Raw genomic sequence first — 25,057 nt, forward strand, 5'->3', positions numbered from 1 at the left:
ATGTTTGATATTTTAATTCAAGGTGTGGATCATTTTTTTGAATGGTCGGTATTTCTTAGTATTACCTTCGGTTGTGCTGCTGGGCTCCTTGTCGGGGTGCTACCGGGTTTAGGTCCTCTAATGGGTATTATCCTCATGCTCCCAGTGGCATATCACTTACCTCCAGTGGCTGGGATGGGACTGCTCATCGCTATCTATATTGGCGGTTCGTGTGGTGGTGCAATCTCAGCGATATTACTTCGTATTCCTGGAACGCCCTTGGCAGCTGCAACTTTACTTGATGGTTATCCGATGGCTAAAAGTGGTCGTGCAGCTCAAGCTATCGGTTTGGCAATCACTGCGTCTGCGATTGGAGGGATGATCGGTGGTTTGATTTTGGTATTTTTTGCGCCACTACTGGCTGAACTAGCACTTAACTTCGGCCCTCCAGAGTACTTTGCTTTAGCCATCACAGGTTTGATTTCTATTGCTGTCGTGTCTGCGGAGTCTACTATTCGAGGTTTGATGAGTGGTTGTTTAGGCTTTCTTTTAGCGACGGTAGGCACTGATCAGCTTTCTATGGCGGAACGCTTTACTTTTGGCTCGAGTGAGTTGCTTGGTGGAATTCATGTAGTGGCGTTGGTTGTTGGCTTGTTTGCTATCTCCGAAGCTTTATTTCAAATTCGTGGTGGTCACTTAAATAAATCACCGGAGGTTGATACCGTTAAGTTATCACCCGAGGCGTTACTTGCTGCATTAAAACATAAAGTTAACTTAGTACGATCGAGCTTAATTGGTACGTTTTTTGGTACATTACCTGGAGCGGGTGGCATTATTAGTGCCTTCACATCTTATGCCATTGCTCGTTCCGTTGCTAAGAATAGAGACGAATTTGGTAAAGGTGCAGAAGGCGGGGTTGTTGCAACTGAAGCTTCCAACAATGCTTGTTGCGGTGGTGCTTTAATTCCAACGTTTGCGTTGGCTGTGCCGGGTGATGCATCATGCGCAGTATTAATGAGTGCCTTAATGCTACTTGGTTTACAACCCGGCCCTCAGTTATTTGCACTTAATGGCGATGTGGTTGGTGGCGTATTCCTTTCTTACTTATTTAGTAATGTCGCTTTACTGATCCTGGGTGTACTTATGGTGCCATTATTTGTATCGGTATTAAAAGTGAAGAAAAGCATATTAGTTCCAATTATTGTTATGTTATCTATTTTGGGTACTTATGCACTTCAATCATCAATGTTTGATCTTTGGGTTATGTTAGCGTTTGGCTTTATTGGTTACATGATGCGATTGGCGAAGTTCCCATTAGCACCTATAGTAATTGGCTTTATTTTAGGTCCGATTGCCGAAGGAAACTTTAGACGTTCGTTGCTGATTTCTCAGGACGGATATTCTATTTTCTTTGAGCGTCCAATTGGTACTACTATTTTAGCGATTAATGCCGTTGTTATCGTCGCTTCAGTTCTTTATGCAGCATACAAGTCTCAAGGACAAAGGAAGGTAATCAGTGAAAGCTGTTAATATTATGTTTGACTCTCTAAATAAAGAGTATTTATCAGCTTATGGTTGTGAATGGACACATACGCCAAACTTTAAGCGATTAGCTGAAAAAACAGCACGATTTAACCGAGCTTATGTGGGTAGTATGCCGTGTATGCCAGCTCGTCGTGAATTACATACTGGGCGTTATAACTTTTTGCACCGTTCGTGGGGGCCATTAGAGCCGTTCGACCAATCAGTTCCTGAGTTATTGTCAAATAATGGTGTCTACACACACGTTGCTACTGACCACGCTCATTATTGGCAAGATGGTGGTTTGACTTATCATAGTCGATATAACTCCTACGATATGATACGTGGACAGGAAGGCGACTGGTGGAAGGCGGAAGTAGAGGGTTTTGAGGAACGCCTCGACTTGCGACGTCAAGATGATATTAACCGAAAGTATACCGAAGAAGAACGTCACCATCCACATGTACGTACGTTCCAAGCTGGTATGGACTTTCTGAAAGCAAATAAAGATGCAGATAATTGGTTCTTACATTTGGAATATTTCGATCCTCATGAACCTTATACTGCCCCGCGCCGTTTCTATGAAATGTATGATTTGGAAAACCAAGACCACGATTGGCCGAAATATGCGCCAGTGGTCGAGCAATCGGATGGTGTCAATGCTGAAGCGAAACGAAACTATGCAGCTGCGCTTTCGATGTGCGATTACTACTTGGGGAAAGTACTCGACTATTTTGATGAACATAATCTTTGGGAAGATACGCTACTTATCGTGAACACCGATCATGGATTTCTGCTGGGTGAGCACGGGTTCTTTGGTAAGAACTACATGCCTACTTACAATGAAATTGCCAATATTCCATTCTTCATTTGGGATCCAAGGCACCCAGCGCAAAACGAAGAAAGAAACTCGTTAGTCCAAACGATCGATATTGGCCCAACCTTGCTAGGATACTTTAATATTGGTCAGCCAAAAGAAATGCTTGGTAAAGATTTAGAGCCAGTCATGGAAAACGACGCCAAAGTGAGAGAGGCAGCATTATTCGGCTATTTTGGTAAACACGTGAATGTGACTGATGGTGATTATGTCTATATGCGTGCGGCTCAGAGCGAAAAAAATACTCCGCTTTATAACTACACGTTAATGCCATCACATTTGTTTGTTCCGTTTAGCGTGGAAGAAATGAAGCTGGCTGATGATGAATTATATCGTGATTTCCAGTTTACCCGGCAATCACCAGTGATGCGTATCAATGCAAATCACGACCTTATGCCTAAGAACTCATGCTATGAGTTTGATAAACATATGGAGTGGGGAGACGTGTGTTTCGACCTAAAATCGGATCCAAAGCAATTGACTCCGCTACACGAAGAGCACATAAAAGTACGATTACTGGAGAAAATGTATGTCTTAATGCAAGAAAACGATGCGCCAAAAGAACAGTATGAACGATTACAACTACCGTACTGTAATTAAGGGGATGTAAATGCTGTATTACGGTTTGGATATTGGTGGAACGAAAATTGAACTGAGAGCGTACGATGCGTGTTTACAAGAAGTGTACTGCAAACGTTTATTAACACCCGCGCAGGACTTTCAAGCGTTTATCGACACAGTAGCAAAGCTTGTATTAGAAACTGACGCATATTTAGAGATTATAGGAGCTGTAGGTATTGGTATTCCGGGCTCAGAATCGACGACAACTAAGCGTATTTTTGCACCTAATATCCCTGCGATCGATGGGCGAGAAATTCGTTCGCCTCTGGAAGATTTATTGAAGCGTAAGATACATTTAGCCAATGATGCAGACTGCTTTGCGATTTCTGAATCAAAGAGTGATAGTGTAGAAAATGGCATGTACGTGTTAGGTTTTATATTGGGTACTGGTTTTGGTGGCGGGCTTGCTATTGCACAACAAGCTTATTTAGGCTCCAATGGTATGCCGATGGAAGTAGGGCATACTCCTTTAAATATGGAAGCATATAATCGACTTAATCATCATAATCGCGCTCCTCTATTTGGGTGCGAGTGCGGTAAAAATGGCTGTTTGGATAGATATTTATCGGGGACAGGCTTCGAGGCATTATACTTGAATGAATATAATGAATCTCTTCCCGCGATTAAAATTATTGAGCAGTATCGAAACAAAGAAGCCAAGGCTGTTGCTTTTGTTAATATGTATATTGACGTTTTAGTGATGTCTATTGCGCCCTTTGTAAATATCTTTGATCCTGATTCGATTGTGCTGGGCGGCGGTTTATCTAACTTTGAAGAGATGTATGCTCTGATTAATGAACGTCTCCCAAACTTATGTTTAGAGCGCGATTCCTTTCCATTAGTGAGTAAAGCTAAATATGGAGATTCGAGTGGTGTGCGTGGTGCAGCCATGCTTGCTTTAGATGTTTAATAGTTTGGGTTGAATTATGAAAGGGAAAGGAAAAGTAGGCTGGAGAAGTCAAGGGCAAGCTCCGGACTATCGATTTTCATTGGCAAATGAGCGTACATATTTATCTTGGATACGTACCTCTTTAGCCTTGCTTGCCGGTGCTGTCGGTATTGAGCACTTAGTGCCCGAATTTGCCGACTCTGATTTGCGAGTTTTAGTATCGATTATTCTCTGCGCTATGGCAGCTTTCTTACCGCTAATGGCTTATACGCGATGGGCAACTAATGAGCGAGCAATGCGGACAGGTCAAGCGTTACCCTATTCCTCTGCCATTAAGTTGATCAGTATTATTATGTTTTTGATTGCAGTTTTACTGATCATCATGATGCTACTGCAGGGGGGTGAAATGCCATGGTAAGAGATCCCGGCTTGCAACTTGAGAGGACCGTATTAGCATGGTTTCGCACCATGTGGTTGAGTCTACTTCTTTCGGTTGTTATGATTAAATATGGCATAACGGAGCAAGATCCAAGTTTACTTTTTGGTGCTACTTCCTCAGTTGTGCTAAGTCTGTTACTTCTTGGTAGCGGTCATTGGCGTGCCAAAAAATTTCGCTACGAAAGTCATCAAACCTCAGGCTATGAAGTAATGATTAAAAAAGGAATTGTGTTTTTGGTGTTCCTAGTGGGTTTACTCAATTTTCTGCAGCTAGTACAGGTTTTTTTGCCTAGTTCAATAAGCATGTAGCGTGTGTTTGAAGCTTCAAGATTGATCGGGACCACTTCTCTTGATCAGTATGAATGTCGAGCTAATGTCAGTATATGGCGAATACCTAAAGGATGACCGCCTAGACAGAACGGTAGGGGCAGATACGCATATTTATGCGCATGCTCATCTTAATCATAGTCAGCTTGAGCAGGGGATTGATTTGGTTATCGAAGCTGGGAAAGCTGGAGAGGTCTGGGACCGCCGAATTGAACTCTATTTTGATGAATACGTTGTTGCTATAGGGTTTGGCACACTAGGGCACCCACCTTATGTTTGGATTATGAGCGATGAGCAAGTTGAAATGAAAACATTCGAAGTTGAAGATTCGGGCTACTCGATGCACTTCAACGATATTTTAAGCGCACTTGGTTTTGAGCGAAAAGCAGTGCTTACTGAGGTGGAGAGTGGCGCATTGATGAGTAAGGCGATGAACATTATTCGTGATATTTACTTTGAACTTGGCACTGATTTGGAAGTGCGCGAGCAGAACCTTCATGAGGCAGAGGTTCATCGCGCTCGTTATTTGACCGAACAGCAGCTTGAAGTTCGAACTCGCCTTAAAAGTATATAATCTTACCTATACTTGTTCAACTTGAAGATGCAGGTTTGAGTAGCTGAAAATTATCCGTAATTCTGGATACCAGAGAGCCTGCAACTTCTGGTAGTGTCACATCGAAAAACTCTTTGATTGCGAAGATAAACTCTCTCTTGGATGAGAAGTAAACATTGTTCCGTGCATGTTCATTCATTACTTTCCAGAGCCGTTCTATCGGATTTAAGTTCGGACTGTAGGGCGGTAAGTAATGAAGATCAATATAGAGTACTTTTGCTGCATCTTTCACCAACTCGGTTCGGTGATAGACCGCTCCATCTAAGATTAGGTGTCCCTTTTGTTCCACTGGATAGTGCTCTTTCTTTAGTTTCCAAAAAAACGAACAATGCTCTCACTATTAGGGGTTCTACGCCGGAACCGCCGAAATTTCCGTTACCCTAGTTTTAGCTCCGCAACCAACTCATCCAAATCAATAATTTCATTGCTGTTTTGGAAGGTATAGTGCCCGTTCAGTAAAATGTGTTGCCAGGCCACGGGTGATATCCGAGTTAAAGCATCAATGCCTTTAGTATTGCCTTCCGCTTCCAGTCGCTCTAGTAATCGTGACAGGATTGCTGAGTTGTAGTAGATGATTGCGTTGGAAATTAACCGACCACATTGGTTACTGATTTCCGTTTCTATGTCATTTTTTCCTGTTAATTCCTTCTTTCCACCAACTTTGGCTATTGCTGCGCGTAACTGGTGATAGGATTCAACTCTATTCTGGGATCGCCGTATATTACGCTCTAACTGCGGATCTCGAAGGTACTTCAATGTGTAAATGCTACGCACCAATCGGTCATATTCGAATAGAGCTTGTCTTGTAGGGTTGGTTGTTGAATATGTGCACAATTTGCGGACTAGCGTTCCTTGCGTCATTTCTTTCAATCCCAGTGTGGCCACAATGCGATCAAGGTTGTTTTTTTCACGACAGATAAGGTCAAGATCAATCCGCCCTGCTGGTTTAATTAGACAATTTTTATAGACCGATGGATCTCTGGCACAATACAACTCCTTTAGCTGCTTGTTCAAGGCTGTGAAATGAGGTTCAAAGCGCAAACCAAACCAGTACAAGATCGCAAAGTTCGCTTTGCTTAAGCTGTGCATATCACCAGTGATGGCTGTAGGCTTCACCTCAGAAGTGTTTCTATACCAGATATTAAAGACATGGTGAGCTTCGTAGTCGTTTGTTCCAATTAGGTAGCCGTTAATCGGAATGTGGTTACAAAGCATTGTGTAGGCGACCATGCCCTTACCTCGGCCAAAATATTTGTGCGAATGTCGTGCCTTTACTGTTGGTCGTTCGACACCATACTTCTGTCCGTCAACAGCACCGTAAAGTGTTTCAGGATCAAATGAATAGTATGGGAAAATTGGCAGCGTCTGTATTGCATTGGTTATACAATCATTAGCAGTAACAAGTGACGCTAAGCGGAGGTACTGTTCGTACGTGCTTTCTAACACATGAAATGGAATATCACTGGTTCGGGCCATCACATGATTACCATGATTCATTGCTTGAGCAACGATAACCGCCATCAAACTGTCAACATCAGCATTCTTTTTCGCATAGCGGGGCTGTAGTGGCTTCATGGTTTGAAGAAAATTGCACTGTCCGTTAACAAACTGGAAGACGTCAGCTACATCACAAAATGGTAGCTGTTCATAGAATCGCGTCTCTTTCGCTTTATTACGATTGATAACGGGTTTATGCCAGGTCAGTTTCTGCGTTTCTTTATCGTATACCACATGTTTCAACTTCCCCCTGTTTCAGTTCACGGTTGAATGCTTTCCATTGTCGATGCAGTTCAGACTCTAGCTTCCTTAGTTGTGTTTTGATCGGTTTGTGCAAAAAAGGGATATTCATTTCAGCTAGTACAGTCGCCTTTTTTCCTTCTGGTACCAGTTCATCAGAAAGATGGCGATGGCGGAGGCTGTTGTTAAGGTGGAATTCACCTGCTTGGAAACGTTTTCTAATCTGTCGGCAGAGCCAGAACTCATATCGCCCAGCATTCAGCCCAATGATCTCGCCACTCTCGTCAAACTCCAGCAAATACGGGCGTAATCGTTTGGGTAATGTTCCCTTCGGGCATTCTGTTAGTGGTCGCTGCGAAAGCGTCTGCTTTTTACCGAATACCACCTTAAGCCAGTTCATGGCTTCAACCCACGGACTATCTCTGACTACGCTGTTGAGGTCGAGCGATAGAAATAGTGGTCGAAGGTGACGCCGGATTAACGCGGTCATACCATCGACAGCTTACCACTGTAATGCCAGTTTGCTGACAGGTTTTACGCTCATGCGCTGAGCGGTGGTTTGCAATGTCTCCCGTGGCATGATTTTCCAAGCTCTACGGCGGACTTCGCCAAAGGTGATAAAGTCTGAAACACTATCATCAACATAAAGAGACAGCAGACGTCCGATCTTAGGCGTTTCACGCCGGTGTTTTTCTTGAACGTCAACCAGAAGCTGTTTAGCCACACGGCGGCTCTCATCCTCAAGCTGTTTCAGATGAAAAAACATGGCTTCCACCAAGTTATCGCTGAACTGACGATAACGAACCCATGCAAAGCACAGCAGATAAAGGCGTGCTTGCTCGGGTTTCAGTTTACGCAGGTCGTAAACGGTATAGAAGTTTGCCAGACTCGCGTAGTACAGCAGATTTTGCTGAGAAATATTCAGTGCAGGTAAAATGTTGCAGGCTTTATGGTGCAGTGGTTCCAAAATGGTTCGTTTTTCCCTTTCTTGGGTCATCTGTCGCCATCCGAAGTCTCGTGCATCTTGCCTGAGAATGGCAAGGCGGAAAGAGTTTCATCGCGTTCAATCAGCTTGTTCAAATGAGCAATAGTCGCGTCATCGAGTTGTTCCGTTAAAATATTTCCTAATCTTTGTCTTTCATTAGAAAGGACTTTGCTGACTAGTTCTTGAAGTGTGGTATAGCCGGGTCTGATAATTTTGTTCTCGTTGAGCCAGATAATTAGCTCTGTGGCAACAAATCCGGGAGTGATATCGCGGTGAACAATATGGACAGCTTGTTGTTCAATCAATGAAGACAATGCTGAGGACCATGGACGATAATTATACAATTTGCATATTTTTTCTCGCTGAGCATAGCGTTCATATTTAGAGGGCGATTGAAGTGGAATTGACTCTCCAGGAAAATAACGACTTAGGATAAAGTTGCAGTCGTCCAAGACATCATGCCAATTGAAATGAAAAAACAGACTTTTAGCTTTAAAGTAAGCACTCTGCAGAATGCAATAAAGCTGCGCATGAAGCCCTTTTCGACTGTTGACTAACGCTAACTCCGATTCATCCAGAACCAAAAACTCTAATTGTTGTGCATCATCGAAATCAGGGAGGCCATAGAGAGCTTCTTGTTCAGCATTACTTAATACCGCTAGTCGTTCACTTTTACCAGCGGCTTTACCACCACTTACCATCTTGCCCCCCGAAATTAATGTCCGTAAGAAGATCGTTAAGCGGACAATAATAACCACTTTAATAATCCGCCTATTTATTAGGCTGACGTTGTCTCATATAACTGGCACGATATCAATCTATTTTGTCCCTCCTTAAACGTACATTAATATGACTGGAATCAAGATTGGCTATGCTCGTTGCTCCACAGACCAACAAGACCTAACCGCCCAGATAGAAGCGCTGATAAATTTAGACGTTTCCACTGACAGAATCTATACCGACAAAGGACTGACTGGTTCAAACCGACAGAGGCCTGGCCTAGAACAGGCGCTTGCAGCGGTTCGAAAGGGAGATACGCTAGTTGTTCCAAAGCTAGATCGTTTAGCCCGTTCAGTACCTGATGCAAGGGGTATTGCTGATATCCTACAAGCTCGAGGAGCGAAACTCGCTCTAGGAGACAGTATTTATGACCCAGCAGATCCGATGGGGAAAATGTTCTTCAATATTCTCGCTACTTTTGCAGAATTTGAAGCAGACCTTATTCGACTACGAACTAAAGAGGGGATGGCTGTTGCCCGTTCAAAGGGAAAATTGAAGGGAAAACAGCCTAAACTATCTGAAAAAAAACAAAAAGAACTATGCCGTATGCGTGATACTGGCCAATACTCTATCAGCGATCTGGCGGAACGATTTACAGTCTCGCGTGCAACGGTTTATCGAACACTTTCACGAGGACAAAAATGGTCGACTTAACGACAGAGCAACAACATCTAGTAAAGATTCTCCATGATTATGCCTGCCAATTTCCTCAAACTGAAAATGGAGATGCTCAGTTATTACAAGGTTGTTATGACTATATGGATGCCTTCAAAAGGGTTATGGACAGTACATCAAAGGTTCAAATGGATTACATCTGCATTCAATACCCAGGTTATTTCCGCTTTGCTAAATGGAACGGTTGGCGCAGAGTATTGCTGATGGTGTAATTGAAGTTCCGAAAGATCATTAAAATATCAAATCGGAAATTTCGGCGGTTCCAGCGTAGAACCTCTTTTAGGAGACTAATAAACTCAGAACCCGAATTATGAGCGCCTTCCCATATCAAGGACTAGGATAAAAGGGCTTAACCGCCTCTCTACTGGATGAAAGTCCGTGTAGAGAAGCGGTAAGGTTATTTAATAGACATCAAACTCTCTAAACTCATCCATTGCTCGCCATCTGGTGTACCTGGGATAATCTCTTGATAACTATCAGTAAGAGGCCACCACTTTTTTCGAGTTGTTTCATCAAGGGCCATTTTTGCAAAATCATTTTTCATGTCATTTCCATGGTACTCAAAGAAGCTGAATAAGTATTTTTTACCATCCAATGGAGCAATAAAAATATGGTAATTGTGGATATTTGCAGCTTTAACTGCATTTAACACTTCAGGCCAGACATCTGCGTGAAGTTCACGATATTGCTTTTCATGCGTAGCTTTTAGTTCGACGACACTGCCAAAATAGCGTACTCTAGCATCAATAAGAGTATCTGGTGAGGGATTTGTTGGACCATAGATGGACTCAACAGCAAAAGTCCTAAAAGTTAAAAAAGATAAGCTTATTAGTAAGATGTTAACTATTTTATACATCATAATCACCTAAAAACCCGACAGTTTTAGTGTCGGGTTTGTTAATTAAAGAGCAGACTTATACATTTCTAAAACTGATTCTTCAGACATAACGCGTGGATTGCCTCCCATGCACACGTCATTCATTGCCGGCTTTACCCAACCTTGTAGATCGCTTTCTTTGATACCAAGTGTTGATAAGCCAAGAGGAATATCTACTAGAGATGACAAGAATTCGATCTTTTCAACGGCCATCATTGCTGCTTCGTAATCATTCAGCTGGCTAGTATCTGCCCCCATCGCTTCGGCAATTGATCGAAAAGCTTGTGGTTCACCCTCTGCATTAAATTTACATACTTTGGGAAGAAGAATCGCGTTACAAACTCCGTGAGGTAAATCATGAGTGGCACCAGGCTGATGAGCCAGTGCGTGAACAGCGCCCAATCCTGCGGAGTTAAATGACATACCCGCTAAGAATTGTGCATCGGCGAGCTTGCCGCGAGCTTCAATATTACTGCCGTCTTGAACGGCAACGGGGAGCCATTGACTGATAAGGCGAACAGCTTCGAGGGCCATCGGTTTGGTCAAGGTATTCGCGCCCGGTGTAACGATAGACTCAATAGCATGGGTTAGCGCGTCCATGCCTGTTGATGCGGTAACATGCGCAGGTAATCCCACCATCAGTGATGGGTCGTTCACTGCGATATCGGGAATTTGCTTGCCATCTACGATGACCATTTTTATTTTGTTTTCGGTATCAGTAATGACCGAGTTTGACGTCATTTCTGCTGCCGTACCCGCGGTGGTATTAATGGCTATAAAGAACGCGCCATCATTTTTAACCAATCCAACACCGTTGTAGTCGACGATATCACCGCCATTAGATTGAACGATGCGAATGGCTTTGGCACAATCAATTGGACTACCTCCACCGACGGCAATGAAGCTATCGCAGTCATTGTCATTAAAACATTTAACGCCAGCTCGTACTAATTCGGCTGTCGGATTAGGGGTAACGTTTTTAAATACCGTATAGGGTATCTTCTTTTGATCTAAGGCGGCGTAAAGTCCATCTAGTAATCCCATCTCAGCTAAATTAGAATCCGTTACGATTAACGGATGAGATAACGATTTGTTTGCTAGTGCTTCGATAGATTCCTCAACAGCACCTACGCCGGATAGAGAAAGTTTGGGTAAATTCAGTGCAAAAACCATAATAATATCCTTATTAGAGACTTTGATAATATAGTTAGAAAATATTTAATTTTAGTAAACACCACGATAAATACTGTTATTAATTAATTCCGATTCTTTAAGTTTATTTTTTATTGCAGCAACGAAATGTGGGTGTAATTGGTACGTATGAAGCTGGTCAATAATCATTCGATGCTTCCATATCATATGTTTGACATCGCAGGTTTGAAACGCATTGACTAACGAGACAAACGTATCTGGAATCACGTTTACCAACCCAGAAATAACACTGGTTCCACCTGAGAAGAGTGCAGGGAGGAAGTGCTCATCAAATCCGGCATAAACGGTAAAATTCTGGTCTTCTAAGCGCGAAATCATCAGCATCGTAGACTCAATGTTTTTTGATGTGTTTTTTACGCCTGAGAAATTATCAAACTCAACTTTAAGCTCCGCTAGCGTGTCTATACTGATATCAATACCATTTCTATCTGGGAAATTGTAAGCGATGACTGGCTTTAAAGACGTTTCACATACCATTGATAGGTGAGATTTTACTGACGCTTGTGTCAATCCAAAATAAAAGGCAGGCATTGACAAAATTGCATCCACCGCAGGCATATCATTACAGAGTTGAACTAAGTCAATGGTCTCTTTGATCAGAGTTGATGACCCACCAACAATAAGCTTCGTCGAGGTCTGACTGAACACAGCGTTTGCCGCTTCAATAAGACGTACTTTTTCCACATAGCTGAGCTCTGTGTTTTCACCAATCGTTCCTAAAATTACGACACCGTCTATGTTTGAACTCGCTAGGCGCTGCCAATACGCTTTGTTCGCTTCTATATCTAGCTTCTTATCTTGGTCGAAAAGAACGACAGATGGACAATAAATTCCTTTCATCACGACTCCTTAAACTCTCGGTGATAAATTGAAATTTCACGGATCATTTCCCAGTTCCAATCAATACCAAGCCCGGGTTCTGTTGGTGGGTAAGCAAATCCGTTTTCGATTCTCACCGCTTTGTGAGTAATGCTGTCGAGTTGAGGGATGTATTCAAGCCATCGAGAGTTATTGATAGCGCAACACAATGACACGTGCAGTTCCATCAGGAAATGAGGACAAACAATCTTGCCAAAGCACTCGGCCATATGCGCCACTTTTAACCACGGGGTAATCCCACCGATACGAGCAACATCGACTTGGATAATTTCGGCAGCATCGTGCTTTAAGTACTCTTTAAAGTGGTGGATCGAATAGATGGATTCGCCAACCGCAACAGGGATAGTGGTGCTTTTATTCAGAGCTGCATGCGAATCTACATCGTGTGCTAAAAATGGCTCCTCAATCCAACCAATGCCCAGCTCTTCAAACTGACGCACGCGAGCCTGGGCTTCTGATAGTGTCATCGATTGATTGCAATCGGTTTTAATTGAGTAATCAGGCCCCATGGCTTCACGGACCGCTTTCAGTCGAGAGATGTCTTGGTTAGGGTGCAGCCCCACTTTGACTTTCGAACCAATAAACCCTTCGGCTTTAACTTTCTGGGCATCTTTGATGAGCTCTTCCGGAGTCAGATGCAGCCAACCCCCTTCGGTGGTGTAAAGACGGATTTTTCCCGAACGCCCGCCTGCCAGTTTGTAGAGAGGCTCGTTGGCACGTTTACACCTTAGATCCCATAGCGCCGTATCTATCGCTGCCAAAGAGAGTGAGGTGATAGGACCAACAGAGGTCGCATGGGTTGATAGTAAAAGTTCATGCCAAACTTGCTCCACCATTGAAGCATCTTTACCTATCAACTTTGGAAGCAAATGATCCTGCAATAGGGCAATGACTGATGAGCCTCCCGTTCCTATGGTATAGGTATACCCCACTCCAACAAGGCCATCTTCTGTGGTGATGCTTAAGATGGGCGTCTCCTGTGACTCAAAAGCTTGAATCGCATCTGTACGCTTAACCTTTGGTTTTAGGTCAACCATCCACAGCTCAGCTTTAACAATTTTATTACTCATTTTCGCTCCTTACCCACCGCAGCATGCATGCTGCGGTGGTTTGTATTGTTTACTCTACTTGATACCTATTTCCGCAAGGTCGGCCCAAACGGCATCAGGAATGCTCATTGAAGCCCATTGCATATTCATTTGTGCTTGCTCCGGCGTTGCTACCCCGCAAGTCACCGTAACGACAGACGGGTTTCGCAGTGGGAACTGCAAGGCAACCGCACCAATTGGCACTGAATGGCGCTTACAAATGCTTTCAATCGCTTCAACCTTTTTCACTACTGACTCAGGCACTTGACCGTATTCGTATAGGGAGCTCGCTTTTTTGACACCCGCCACCAGTACACCTGTGGCGAACGGCGCAGCGACCGCCACCGAAACTTGATGTTGGCGACACGCGGCAAAAAACTCTTCCCTATTCGGCTCTAGCAGGTTATACCTATTCGCCAGCATGACGACGTCAGGTCTGAAACCTGCCTCAAACAGCTCTAGAAAAATTTGCTCTTCATTGGCACCTAATCCGTAACCTTTGATAAGCCCTTTCGCTTTTAGCTCTTCTAACGCAAACACACCTGAAGTGATAAAGTCGTTAAAGTGTTTTCTTTCAGCGTCAGTTTCGCCATGCGTGTACGTTCCAAGATCGTGAACATGCAGTAAGTCAATATAACGGGTACCTAAACGCTGAACAGAATGTTCAAATGACGTCATGATGCCTTCGTAGGTATAGTCATAGACTCGGTTGAACGGATTCTCCTCATGGAAGAATTCACCCGCTTCCAAGCCTTCTTCGCGTGGTGCAAGCAGGCGGCCAACTTTCGTTGATAAAATGTACTCACCTCTTGATAAAGCGCGCAACCCAAGACCAAGACGAAGCTCAGATAGACCCGCACCATAATGAGGAGCGGTATCAAAGTACCTAAATCCTGCTTTTATTGCCGCCTCTACCGTATCGTTAGCTTGAGTATTGGATAAGTTTAAAAATAGGTTGGCAATTGACGCTCCTCCAAAAGTTAAACTCGGTACTTCAAGACCAATTTTTTCAATCGTATTATGTTTCATATTTAGACCTTTATATTGAGTTAAACGGTTTGTTCTTCTGTTGAGTCCGCTGCTGTTTCATTGCTGTCGCCAATATTGGTTCTTTCGTTTGTAGGGAACAAGAACTTGATTAAGTACGACAACACAATCGAAGCAACTAGAACAATGACACCACTAATAAATGAGTTCATAGAAGACATGACTTCAAAGAGTTTGAAGAACACCCAGCTCGTTGCGTGTGAGCCACCATCAATAGACGAAGCAAGCATGTTCGGTGGCACTTCTAGGTTCGCATCCACCGCCAGTTCATGAGTAATTTGTGCCAAATCAGTACCAAACCACAAAATACAGCTTGCGATAAGAATGCCGTTAACCAGGCCACGGAACATGTTGCCGTTGGCTGCCACGGTACCAAAGACCACAAACATCGGTAAATAAGGAATATCAGCGAATGGCATCATGGTATTCCCCGGTAAAACGGCACTTAACAAGATAGTCAGTGGCACCATTAAAATACCGACAGACAGTACCGCAGGGTTTTTAAAAGTGATCTCTCCAGAAATACCAAAGTACAGGGATTTATTCGGGAACTTTTTCTTTACCCATTCGCTGGCAGCCTCAGTGATCGGCACCAAGCCACTCACCAACACGCCAGCCATGGTTGGCAATAAGACCATCACCGCGGCGAAGTTCATTCCAGATTTAACGACTTGATCAATAGGCAGCGCACCCAGTAACGCAATGAGCACACCTAGAATAGCTCCCATAGCGAGTGGACTACCAAAGAATCCAAGCTTTTTCTCAAGGGAAGCAATATTGATATCGACTTTGTTAAGCCCTGGGATTTTGTCGACAATTTTATCCATTGCGAATGCCAATGGTGCCCATGCCACGATTTCAGCTTGAGTGATCGTCACATTTGGCGTTTCACAGAATTCTTGAACTCGAGGGGCAATATAGTCGGCAATTTTAATCGTGATAATAAAGGTGGATACGCCACCAATAATGCCGAGATAAAAGTTACCAGTTAAGCGTTCGACAATGATCGCGGCAAAGACAAAGTGCCAGTAGTTCCAGAAATCAACGTTGAGTGTCTTGGTCGTGTTGGTCGCAATCATCGCTAGGTTGATGACGAAACAAAGGGCATAAACAATGGGAAGTGATAGCGCAGCTAAACTAAACGCACTAATTAATGGCCATCCTAAGTCAAGCACTTCATAGTGAAGGCCTAGGTTTTCGACCATAGCTTCGGTTGAAGCTGATAGTGAACTCACCATAAACCCAATGAGCAGGGAGAGGCCTAAAAAACCGATACCAACAGTCATCGCATTTTTCGCCGAATCTGCAATCTTTGCACCAAATATAAGGGCAAAGATGAACATGATAATCGGTATTACTACTGCTGGACCGAAGCCCAATATCATTTGCACAAACTCCATAACAGCATTCCTTATTTAGTTAATGGATTCAAATACAGCGCTTCTGCATTCGAGTAAAGGATCTTATCTGCGGATACTTCAGGGTTATCGTTCAACCAGTTGGTCACCAATGTTAAGACTTGAGGGTAACTTGCTGCTAGCAAACAGACTGGGTAATCAGAACCATAGATGACGCGGTTTTCTCCAAAGGCACTCAACACGGCATCCATGTAGGGAGTAATTTCAGAGGCATTCCAAGAAGCAAAATCGGCTTCCGTGACTATCCCAGACAATTTACAGTGCACGTTTGGGTACGCGGCAAGCGTATGCAAATCGTCTGACCATTGCTCAAATTCACCGTCACGGATAGCGGGCTTAGCAATGTGCTCAACAATGAACGTCATATCTGGGCACTGCGAGACCAACTTGGTGGCTTGTTGCAGTTGTGCGGTGGTGATCAATAGCTCATAAATCAAACCTTCATTGCCAACTTGCTTTACCCCTTCAACGAATTGGGACTCCATAAGGTGTTCTGGCGGTAAGCCTTGTGACATGTAACGAATGCCACATAACTTTGAGTAACTTTGTTTTAGTGATGCGATGTCCTCGCCGACTTGGTTGCCCTTAGTAACGTCAACCCAGCCAATGACACCCACAACAGTGTCTGAAGCCTCGGCAATGTCAAGTAGCTCACGGGTTTCCCAGATTTCTGGAACCGCCTGCACTAACACGCTTTTTTCTACCTTATTGTCAGCAAGAACACTTTCAAGATCAGAAATCGAGAAGTCGCGTTTTATGACTTTTAGGTCGTCAGTTATCCATGCGAAGTGCTCGCCTTCGCATCGCCATATGTGGTTATGACTATCAAATATTCTCATACAAACTTTCCTTTTGTACTCATTGGTGTATATTTAATGTATGCACAAAATATACACTACCGTTGCCTTTGCAACTGAGTAAAGCGTCACGAAAGTGGCTAAAAAACAAGCGGATGCTTGGAATTAATAAAGGCCTCACATACTCACCCGCCTTTGTCATTAGTGCATACAATCTGGGTGGTGAGGGCATTCAATCAAGGGGGCAGCATGTCTAGATTTGGCGTTTATCAGAAAATTAAAGATCTGATTATTAATCGTGAACTTAAAGATTCAATCACTGAAACAGAAATATCGAAAAAGTTGGAGACCAGTCGAACCCCCGTGAGAGAGGCTCTCACGTTATTAATGCATGAAGGTTGGATTATTTCTAAGAGTGAACGAGTCAAAGTGGTTTCTGAGGTGTCTTTCAGAGAACTAAAGCATATCTATCAGATAAGAGCTGATATTGAAGTGCTCGCTCTTAAACTAGCATGGCCTAAATTAGACAAGAATCATATATCAGAGTTTATTGAAACGTTGAACAACCAATCACAGTGCCAAGAATTTGAAGAAGTGCATAAGCTTGATAGAATGTTCCACGACTTAATTTACAAGGCTACAGATAACACTCCGCTCATTGGTATACTGACTCATATTAATGATAGACTCTCACTATTGAGGGATGACAGACAGAACTATTATGTTCAAGAATCAAATAAAGAGCACCTTGCTATCGCTGAAGCTATAATGAAGGATGATTTTGACCTCACGGCTGAGACACTAAAGGTTCACATCAGTAATTCCTATAACCGGTTAATTGATGTAATATAATTTATGAAAAACATTGCCGTAGAAACTAATATTACGGCAATGGTTAAAGCCCAACTTTAAGGTCTCACTTGACACAGAAGTACAACCTACACACCAACCAAATATCTACTTGGAAAAAAGAACTACTTGAGAATGCTGCCATGATCTTTGCCTCTGAAGGCCAGTTGGACTAAATCTTGTCAGAGGTTCTACAAAATTAGAATCTAATGAATAACCCCAAGTATGGTAAGTCGTTTTACTCAACTCAAGGTAATCTAGAAACTTTGAGATCGGCTCACCATTGTTGCACTGCGCTTCCATTATTCTTAATGTTAACTTGAACCGTTGGAGCGAGGCTCGACCACCGGACTTAAAACCTAGTTCCGTTCCAATAGTGTTGGATTTTCAATCGAAGATAGCAATTCTTGAACTTCATTAGCCGATAAAAACTGAGCTTTCTTTTCAAAAGTTTTCATCATCAAATCAGAGCTGTATTTCTTACCACCATTTCTCTCGGTGTGGGCTAAGAACTGCTGACCCTTGCGCACTGAAACTAACTCTAGCGAATAAGGTAATGAGTCAAACCATCTGCCAACACCATAGCTATAAAAGCGTACTATCGTTCTTAAATGCTGATTGGTCGAATTAACTGACATACCAAACTCACCAACACAAAGGTCACGATAGGCACTGACTAGCATTTCATCTTCACTGCTTTCAGAAATATCTCGCCAATCTACACCGTTCTGTTCACAGAATGTCAGGAATTGATTTAAGTGACGGGCATAAGTCCACCAAGTATTTTCACTATCTACTCGACCACGTTTCAAGCACTCATAAATAAGAAATTGCATTGCTTCCACACAAAGCATTCCAGATTCAATCCCTAGCTTTGCATTATCAACTTCCCACGTTAAGAGGGGAAAATTAGTATCCGCCCCATGAACCCACGGGGCGATATGACTAATTTTTGAAGTTCCAAGGCAGGAGCGCATCGATATCTGGCTCCGCTTTCGCCAGCTCTTTCATGCACTTGACCATGTAGTCGTAAAGGATAAGGCCGTTGGCTTTTGCAGTTTCGACTATACTGTAAAGCATAGCACTCGCTTCAGCCCCGTTAGGATTGGTCGAGAAGAGCCAGTTTTTCCTGCTTATCACCAGCGGTTTTATTGTGCGTTCAGCACGATTATTGTCTATCGATAAGTGACCGTCATCAATATAGCGGATGAGCTTCGGCCATTGGCCGAGCGTGTATTTTATCGCTTTACCCAACGGGCTAGACTCTATCACTTGTTGAGTCGTCATCCATTCGTACAACTCATCCAGTATTGGCTTGGCGTGCTGTTGGCGTTCTGCTTTTCGCGTCTCGACAGACGCACCTTTTAAGCGGGATTCTATTCCATACAGCTTCTGGATTTTGGCCAACGCTTTATCTGCTTTGCCTGACTTGCCTTTACCTTGAAGCTTCTTAGCATCCATGAACTTGCGACGTGCATGTGCCAAGCAGCCAACATTGGTCACTTGGTGAAGCTCATCATAAGCACCATAGCCATCGGTTTGAAGATAACCACTGTAATCCCCCAAGAAGGCAACAGGGCACGCCCTCGCGCGACTGTTTTGATAGTCGTACAAGGCAATATTTTTCACGTTGGGAAGTGCGGCATCTGGCGAGTCTGCGCCTGAGCAGTAGAGCCACATGTAGCATTGCTTATCTTCTTTGAGGACATTGAGTGGTGTTTCATCCGCCTGAACTCCTAAGCCAGACAAATACCCTAAAGGTCGACTTACTTCAAAGCTCTTACCAATATAACTAGAGTTGTACTCAATAAACTCATAAGTGTCGCCCAATGCTCGATACAGTATTATTGCCACAATTATGATCAGGGAGGTTATCCATTTTATCGTTCTCTGAGACAATTTATTTATACCTGCCTGTGAAATATGATGTTAATTTGCACTTAAATCTGATCCACCATTTGCATCCAAAAGTGATCCACCTAAGTAGGTCTATTTAGATCATATTTTCAGGTTAATTTCTACTTGCTTTTCTCCTTAGATTTCTTTTTTGACTCCTTAAATCGATAACTGTCGTTACCCGTTTCAATGATGTGACAGTGGTGAGTTAGTCTATCGAGTAATGCTGTGGTCATCTTTGCGTCACCAAACACCTTTGACCATTCGGTGAAGTTCAAATTGGTGGTGATTACAACACTGGTACGCTCATAGAGTTTGCTCAGAAGGTGGAACAACAATGTACCGCCAGCCTGACTAAACGGGACATAACCCAGTTCATCCAATACAACTAAATCACAGTTAACGAGTCGATTCGCCATACGACCCACATGACCCGCCTGTTTTTCCTTTTCAAGTGTGTTGACTAACTCGATAGTCGATAAAAATCGTACACGCATCTGGTGATGCTGTATTGCTTGAACTCCTAGCGCCGTGGCTAAGTGAGTTTTGCCTGTTCCAGGGCCGCCAACCAATACGATGTTTTGGCTGTCTTTTATGAACTCACAACGATGCAGGCCGCGTATGAGATACTCATCAACTGCACTTTCGCTAAAATCAAAACCGTATAAGTCACGATACGCAGGGAACTTAGCTGCTTTCATTTGGTAAGCGATACTGCGTACTTCTCGGTCTGCCACTTCCGCTTTTAGCAGGGTCTCTAGTATGGGTTGAGCTTGTTGGTACGCAGGAGAGTTTTGAGAGGCAAGCTCCGTAATACTGCTGGCCATGCCGTGAAGTTTGAGTGTTTTTAATGTACTTAATAGGGCTTCATTGTGCATGACGTTGACCTCTCAACTCATCGTAGCGCGATGTATCGCTGATTGGCTCAGTAACCAGTCGCAGTCCCTTTGATACAGGAGCTGGCTCAACAGGTTTAGGGTTAAGTAGTCGGCTTAAGCAGTTTATGACGTGCTGCTTTGATGGTGTGCCAGCATCAAGCGCCATCTCTATCGCTTGCTCGACCTGTTTTTCATCGTGATGCAGTACCAGTGCGAGTACTTCGACCATTTCCTTATCACCACCTTTGCGTTCCAGCAAAATAGATTGCAAGTGTTTAAAGCTATCTGGTAATAAGCTGAACGGCGCACCATTACGTATCGAGCCTGGCTTACGCTGAGCAACTAACAAGTAGTGTCGCCAGTTATAGATAATGTGTGGTGGCTCATGTCTTGGATTAAATACTCGAATATGCTCCGCCACTTGCACTCCTTCAGCAAGTAATACGATTTTATCTGGGTAGGCATGCAGGCTCACCCTACGGTTCGCATAGCTGGCTGGTACGGAGTATTTGTTTCTGTCGAAGTTCACTAAGCAGGTGGAAGAGACACGTTTGCTTTGCTCGATAAATCCATCGAATGGAGCCGTTACTTTCATTAGGTGGGGACGCTCATTCAGCCATACTTGCTCGATAGTCTGATGGCTGTATTGAGGATGTTTACGTGTTTGCCACTCTTGTATACATTGTGCTTTAAGCCATTCATTGAGTTCAGCTAACGTTTGAACCCTCGGTGCGCGTTGCCAGATAATGGAGCGAGCATCACGTACATTCTTCTCTATTTGTCCTTTCTCCCAACCTGCAGCTGGATTACAGAAGTCGGCTTCAAACAGGTAGTGGCTTACCATGGCTAAAAAGCGGCGGTTCACTATGCGCTCTTTACCTTTTTTAACCGCATCAACGGCGGTTTTCATGTTGTCATAAATACCTCGTTCTGGTACGCCTTGAAACACTCTAAAGGCATGATTATGCGCATCGAACAACATCTCATGGCTTTGAGTGTAATAAGCACGAAGTAGGAAGGCTCGACTGTTACTGAGTTTAAAGTGGGCCACTTGCAGCTTGGTTTTACAGCCGTTGATATAAGCCCAGTTTTCGCCCCAATCAAACTGAAACGCCTCGCCAGGGGCAAATTCGAGCGGCATATACGTCTGCTTTGAAGCGGAGAGCTTTTGTTCTTCTCGCCATTTACGCACAAATAAGGCAACTCTGTCGTATGAGCCACTGTAACCAAGAGGAAGAAGGTCTTCGAACAAGTTTTTTACCGTTTTGCGCTGTTTTCTTGGGCGCCTTGCTTCTCTTTTCAACCATGAAATCAACAGCTCTTCGAAGTCATCAAGCTTACTCAAGGTATTACGTTTAGGGTAAGTAGGTTCGATGGTTCGGTCTTGTAAATACTTTTTCGCAGTATTTCTGGAAAGGCCAGTACGTCTGGCAATTTCCCTTTGCGACATTCCTTCGCGGAAATGCCAGCGACGAATAACACTTAATAATGACACGTCAATCACTCCACATACTCCTGCGTAAACTCAGCAGGATCTAGATTAGATTATGTGGATCAATTTTCGGTGCAAATTAGGGGGTAAAGTGGATCAGTTTTGGATGCAATTTAACAAAATATGAATCATAAAGTGCTTGAAGAATTATAGCTTATAGAAACATTCCTAATGTTTCATTCAAAGAAGCTTTGGGGCAAAGATGTGTCAGGCCCGTACTCCAATTTGGCCACTAACTGCGCTTCGATAAGATTCCCTTTTTCAAGGGAATGACGGTGATTTTGGATGGTTTGAAACACCGAATGGGGCAAAGATGCGTCAGGCCCGTACTCCAATTCGGCCACTAACTGCGCTTCGATAAGATTCCCTTTTTCAAGGGAATGACGGTGATTTTTGGGATGGTTTGAAACACCGAATGGGGCAAAGATGCGTCAGGCCCGTACTTCAATTTGACCACTAACTGCGCTTCGATAAGATTCCCTTTTTCAAGGGAATGACGGTGATTTTGGGATGGTTTGAAACACCGAATGGGGCAAAGATGTGTCAGGCCCGTACTCCAATTTGGCCACTAACTGCGCTTCGATAAGATCTCCTTTTTCAAGGGAATGACGGTGATTTTGGGATGGTTTGAAACACCGAATGGGGCAGAAATGAGTTTGGCAACATCGCCCCTGTAAGATTCCAATCAGCAAAGAAAGCACTACCTCTATAAGAATAATGCTTTAGTTAAGTTAACCCTTACAACCGCAGATATTAACCATTAAGATAGATGTTAAACTCTCAAGGATACATAACAAACTTTATTGTTATTCGCATGGTGTTACTGATGCAATACGCCTCAAAAATGATCAAACTTTAAATTTTCATGGGCCATAAATCGGTTGAAAAGATAAATTTCCGATCAAGGTTTATTGTCCTCTGACAGATTTTGTCTGAAGACAAAATTAAAATCTTTTTAAGCCCGGTTACGCTGGTTGAAAGCTAACCGGGTTTTTGTTTTGGCAAAATCAAAGTACGTTTTAACGGAAAAGCCGATAATCAAGAAGGTTAAAGAGGCACGCGCTCTTGTGTACTTATTTTAAGGAGAAGTGCATGGTGTGATTTCGCTGGTAATAGTTTGGCAGATTCTTATTAGTGCTTCTTTTGTCGTTTCGATACTGTCTACAGCGTGATGAACAGCCTTTGAGTCAAGCGTAACGTATGGGATCGTCATTACTGCTAAAAGTTTTTGGCCCATGTAGATAGGGACGCTGATATTGGTAATTCCGGAAATTTGCGGGCTCGCGCCAATAAAATAACCTTGCTTTCGAGTCGGAACTGTTAATGTAAGCGCGTGGTCGATTTCTGAGCTAGTGGCTTCACTTTGCGCCAGTATATGTTGCTGCTCTTGTTCTGAACTATAACTCAGCAACACGATGCCAGAACCAGAAGAACAGACATCAAGTTTTGCACCCACTTTCAAACTAAAGCCCATTTTATACGGGCTTTCCACTCTCGCGACGACAACGAGGTTTAAGTTGTCATACCAAGCGATATGGCAAGATTGGTTGACCTTTTCGCTCAGTTCTTTCATTAACGGTTTGGCGATATCTAACAACCTTAACTGAGGAGGATATTGGTTAGCGACGGTGAACATCTGCATCGAGAAAGTGTACTCGCCACTCTCTTCGCAAAACGTGACATATCCACGGCGAACCAATACAGAGAGTACTCGGAATATTTCGCCAATACTACGACCTGTCATTTGAGCAATGTGCTTTTTTGACAAAGGTTCTGCGGAGCTAGCGAGTAGCTCCAGGATATCGAGGCCTTTTTCTAATGCAGGAGCGTTGTACTCCTGCCGAACTGCTTTTTCCAAGCACGTACTCCTTACTTAACTAGACCCATCATTTGAGGGATAGTCATCGAAATTGCTGGAATATAGGTAACTGCCATGAGCACCAAGAAGATGACTGCAAAGAATGGTAGCAACGTTTTAATCACATGGTCAATTTTTATGTCGCTAACCTTGCAGCCGGTGAATAGGATTGGACCTACCGGTGGTGTAATCGTACCTAGTGAAAGGTTAAATACGAGCAAAATTCCAAATTGAACAGGGTCCATACCCAGATTCATACAAATTGGCAAAAAGATGGGTGTAAAGATAAGTACAGCAGGGGTTGGATCCATAAATGTACCCACAAAAAGCAATACTATGTTGATGATAAGCAGAATAATGATCGGATTATCAGTCAATGACAGCAAAGTATCAGCAATGACCCCAGGGATTTGGGTAAATGCCATTACCCAAGACATAACCGAAGATGCCGCAATCATAAATATGACAATAGCGGTCAATTTAGCTGTAGCTAGTAGAATTTCTGGAAGTTGCTCTACTTTTAAAGCTCGATAGGCAAATCCTAGAGCCAAAGAGTATACAACCGCAATTGCTGAAGCTTCTGTTGGGGTGAAGATACCAGCAAGAATACCACCAATAACAACCACGACGAGAGACAAACTTGGTAGAGCATCGATTAGCAGTTTCAATCGCTCTACAGAGGACATTGTATGTTTTGTCATATAGCCACGGCGATAAGCCATGATTCCGGCGACAAGCATAACACCACCGCCCCAAAGAAGGCCTGGAAGGTAACCACCCATGAAGAGTGCAGAAATCGATACCGAGCCAGCGACTGTGGCATACACGATAAGCGTATTACTAGGCGGAATAAGCATCCCAGTTGGTGCGGAAGCGATGTTCACTGCTGTGCGAAATGGTGAGTCGTAACCCTCTTTCTTTTGAATCGGATTCATGATGCCGCCAATTGCAGCGGCAGAAGCAACACCTGACCCGCTAATTGAGCCAAATAACATATTTGAAACTACGTTAGTTTGTGCTAATGCACCAGGGAAATAGCCAGTGATAATTCGCGAACAGTTAATCAACCTGATGGCAATCCCACCGTTATTCATAATGTTACCGGCGAGGATAAAGAATGGAATGGCAAGTAGTGCAAAGCTATCGAGACCAGTGAACATACGCTGTGCAGCTGTCGTGGTTGCGCCCGCTAGCGGTAGAATACTAACCATAGCAGCGAAAGAAGGAAGACCAATACTAATACCGATCGGTGCCCCCAGAATGAGTAACAGAACCGCGCCGCCAAACATGATCAGCGCAGCAAGAGTAGCAGCATCCATACGAC

At 43.5% G+C, this 25,057-nt stretch carries 21 protein-coding genes and 3 pseudogenes; 9 read left to right on the forward strand and 15 right to left on the reverse strand.

Annotated features, from left to right (window positions below; translation table 11 throughout):
- The 6 genes from LNL84_RS12415 to LNL84_RS12435 all read left to right on the forward strand — a co-directional run bounded on the left by LNL84_RS12415 (position 1) and on the right by LNL84_RS12435 (position 5,226).
- Positions 1-1,509: a tripartite tricarboxylate transporter permease gene (locus tag LNL84_RS12415; protein WP_244357818.1), complete on the forward strand. Its 1,509-nt coding sequence runs from the start codon at positions 1-3 to the stop codon at positions 1,507-1,509.
- Positions 1,496-2,977 carry a sulfatase gene (locus tag LNL84_RS12420; RefSeq protein WP_244357820.1) on the forward strand — a complete coding sequence of 494 codons (1,482 nt, stop codon included), beginning with the start codon at positions 1,496-1,498 and terminating at the stop codon, positions 2,975-2,977. The genes LNL84_RS12415 and LNL84_RS12420 overlap by 14 nt, the downstream gene beginning before the upstream one ends.
- 10 nt (positions 2,978-2,987) lie before the next feature.
- Positions 2,988-3,908 carry an ROK family protein gene (locus LNL84_RS12425; RefSeq protein WP_244357822.1) on the forward strand — a complete coding sequence of 307 codons (921 nt, stop codon included), beginning with the start codon at positions 2,988-2,990 and terminating at the stop codon, positions 3,906-3,908.
- A 16-nt stretch (positions 3,909-3,924) separates the two neighbouring features.
- Complete coding sequence (locus tag LNL84_RS12430) at positions 3,925-4,305, forward strand: YidH family protein (RefSeq protein ID WP_244357824.1); 381 nt, start codon at positions 3,925-3,927, stop codon at positions 4,303-4,305.
- Entirely contained in the window at positions 4,299-4,634 is a 336-nt protein-coding gene (locus tag LNL84_RS19820; RefSeq protein ID WP_425244307.1) for a DUF202 domain-containing protein, read from the forward strand. Before LNL84_RS12430 ends, LNL84_RS19820 begins: the two co-directional genes overlap by 7 nt.
- Positions 4,635-4,698: 64 nt before the next feature.
- Positions 4,699-5,226 (forward strand): hypothetical protein, encoded by a 528-nt coding sequence (locus LNL84_RS12435; RefSeq protein ID WP_244357826.1) that lies wholly within the window; start codon positions 4,699-4,701, stop codon positions 5,224-5,226.
- A 16-nt stretch (positions 5,227-5,242) separates the two neighbouring features.
- Here LNL84_RS12435 and LNL84_RS12440 read toward each other — a convergent pair.
- Positions 5,243-5,607 (reverse strand): annotated as a pseudogene (locus LNL84_RS12440) (transposase); the annotation flags it as partial.
- Positions 5,608-5,640: 33 nt separating this feature from the next.
- Positions 5,641-8,688, reverse strand: a pseudogene (locus tag LNL84_RS12445) (Tn3 family transposase).
- Positions 8,689-8,836: 148 nt separating this feature from the next.
- On the opposite strand from LNL84_RS12445, the gene LNL84_RS12450 reads away from it, so the two are divergent.
- Both LNL84_RS12450 and LNL84_RS12455 read left to right on the forward strand, forming a co-directional pair.
- The gene (locus LNL84_RS12450) at positions 8,837-9,421 is read left to right on the forward strand and encodes a recombinase family protein (protein ID WP_244357828.1); all 585 of its coding nucleotides are present in this window, start codon (positions 8,837-8,839) and stop codon (positions 9,419-9,421) included.
- Entirely contained in the window at positions 9,409-9,654 is a 246-nt protein-coding gene (locus LNL84_RS12455; protein WP_244357830.1) for an arylsulfatase regulator, read from the forward strand. The genes LNL84_RS12450 and LNL84_RS12455 overlap by 13 nt, the downstream gene beginning before the upstream one ends.
- A gap of 185 nt (positions 9,655-9,839) precedes the next feature.
- On the opposite strand, the gene LNL84_RS12460 is transcribed toward LNL84_RS12455, so the two are convergent.
- From LNL84_RS12460 to LNL84_RS12490, 7 genes are read right to left on the reverse strand one after another with little or no spacing between them, the layout of a single operon-like run.
- Positions 9,840-10,301, reverse strand: coding sequence for an L-rhamnose mutarotase (locus LNL84_RS12460; RefSeq protein WP_244357832.1), 462 nt, complete (start codon positions 10,299-10,301; stop codon positions 9,840-9,842).
- A gap of 42 nt (positions 10,302-10,343) precedes the next feature.
- On the reverse strand, positions 10,344-11,492 hold the full coding sequence (locus tag LNL84_RS12465) for an iron-containing alcohol dehydrogenase (protein ID WP_244357834.1): 1,149 nt from the start codon (positions 11,490-11,492) through the stop codon (positions 10,344-10,346).
- A 51-nt stretch (positions 11,493-11,543) separates the two neighbouring features.
- On the reverse strand, positions 11,544-12,371 hold the full coding sequence (locus LNL84_RS12470) for a dihydrodipicolinate synthase family protein (RefSeq protein WP_244357836.1): 828 nt from the start codon (positions 12,369-12,371) through the stop codon (positions 11,544-11,546).
- A complete protein-coding gene (locus tag LNL84_RS12475; RefSeq protein ID WP_244357838.1) occupies positions 12,371-13,480 on the reverse strand; it encodes a mandelate racemase/muconate lactonizing enzyme family protein in 1,110 nt (369 codons plus the stop codon). Before LNL84_RS12475 ends, LNL84_RS12470 begins: the two co-directional genes overlap by 1 nt.
- Positions 13,481-13,534: 54 nt before the next feature.
- Complete coding sequence (locus tag LNL84_RS12480) at positions 13,535-14,527, reverse strand: aldo/keto reductase (protein ID WP_244357840.1); 993 nt, start codon at positions 14,525-14,527, stop codon at positions 13,535-13,537.
- A 20-nt stretch (positions 14,528-14,547) separates the two neighbouring features.
- The gene (locus tag LNL84_RS12485; protein ID WP_244357841.1) at positions 14,548-15,945 is read right to left on the reverse strand and encodes a PTS galactitol transporter subunit IIC; all 1,398 of its coding nucleotides are present in this window, start codon (positions 15,943-15,945) and stop codon (positions 14,548-14,550) included.
- Between the two features lie 11 nt (positions 15,946-15,956).
- Positions 15,957-16,802 (reverse strand): amidohydrolase family protein, encoded by an 846-nt coding sequence (locus LNL84_RS12490; RefSeq protein ID WP_244357843.1) that lies wholly within the window; start codon positions 16,800-16,802, stop codon positions 15,957-15,959.
- 207 nt (positions 16,803-17,009) lie between these two features.
- Here LNL84_RS12490 and LNL84_RS12495 point away from each other — a divergent pair, with 207 nt between their 5' ends.
- Positions 17,010-17,612: a GntR family transcriptional regulator gene (locus tag LNL84_RS12495; RefSeq protein ID WP_244357845.1), complete on the forward strand. Its 603-nt coding sequence runs from the start codon at positions 17,010-17,012 to the stop codon at positions 17,610-17,612.
- Between the two features lie 356 nt (positions 17,613-17,968).
- Here LNL84_RS12495 and LNL84_RS12500 read toward each other — a convergent pair whose 3' ends face one another.
- From LNL84_RS12500 to LNL84_RS12525, 6 genes and pseudogenes are all read right to left on the reverse strand, one after another.
- Positions 17,969-18,445: a site-specific integrase gene (locus tag LNL84_RS12500; RefSeq protein ID WP_244357846.1), complete on the reverse strand. Its 477-nt coding sequence runs from the start codon at positions 18,443-18,445 to the stop codon at positions 17,969-17,971.
- 109 nt (positions 18,446-18,554) lie between these two features.
- Positions 18,555-19,343 (reverse strand): annotated as a pseudogene (tnpC, locus tag LNL84_RS12505) (IS66 family transposase); the annotation flags it as partial.
- A gap of 284 nt (positions 19,344-19,627) precedes the next feature.
- Positions 19,628-20,383: an IS21-like element helper ATPase IstB gene (gene istB / locus LNL84_RS12510; protein WP_055318542.1), complete on the reverse strand. Its 756-nt coding sequence runs from the start codon at positions 20,381-20,383 to the stop codon at positions 19,628-19,630.
- Positions 20,373-21,887 (reverse strand): IS21 family transposase, encoded by a 1,515-nt coding sequence (gene istA / locus LNL84_RS12515; RefSeq protein WP_244357848.1) that lies wholly within the window; start codon positions 21,885-21,887, stop codon positions 20,373-20,375. The genes istB and istA overlap by 11 nt, the downstream gene beginning before the upstream one ends.
- Positions 21,888-22,953: 1,066 nt before the next feature.
- Positions 22,954-23,733: an IclR family transcriptional regulator gene (locus LNL84_RS12520; protein WP_244357850.1), complete on the reverse strand. Its 780-nt coding sequence runs from the start codon at positions 23,731-23,733 to the stop codon at positions 22,954-22,956.
- A gap of 11 nt (positions 23,734-23,744) precedes the next feature.
- Positions 23,745-25,052 carry a TRAP transporter large permease gene (locus LNL84_RS12525; protein WP_244357852.1) on the reverse strand — a complete coding sequence of 436 codons (1,308 nt, stop codon included), beginning with the start codon at positions 25,050-25,052 and terminating at the stop codon, positions 23,745-23,747.
- Positions 25,053-25,057 lie beyond the last annotated feature (5 nt).

This window comes from Vibrio gelatinilyticus (assembly GCF_022836845.1).
In the GTDB taxonomy this organism is placed as follows: domain Bacteria; phylum Pseudomonadota; class Gammaproteobacteria; order Enterobacterales; family Vibrionaceae; genus Vibrio; species Vibrio gelatinilyticus.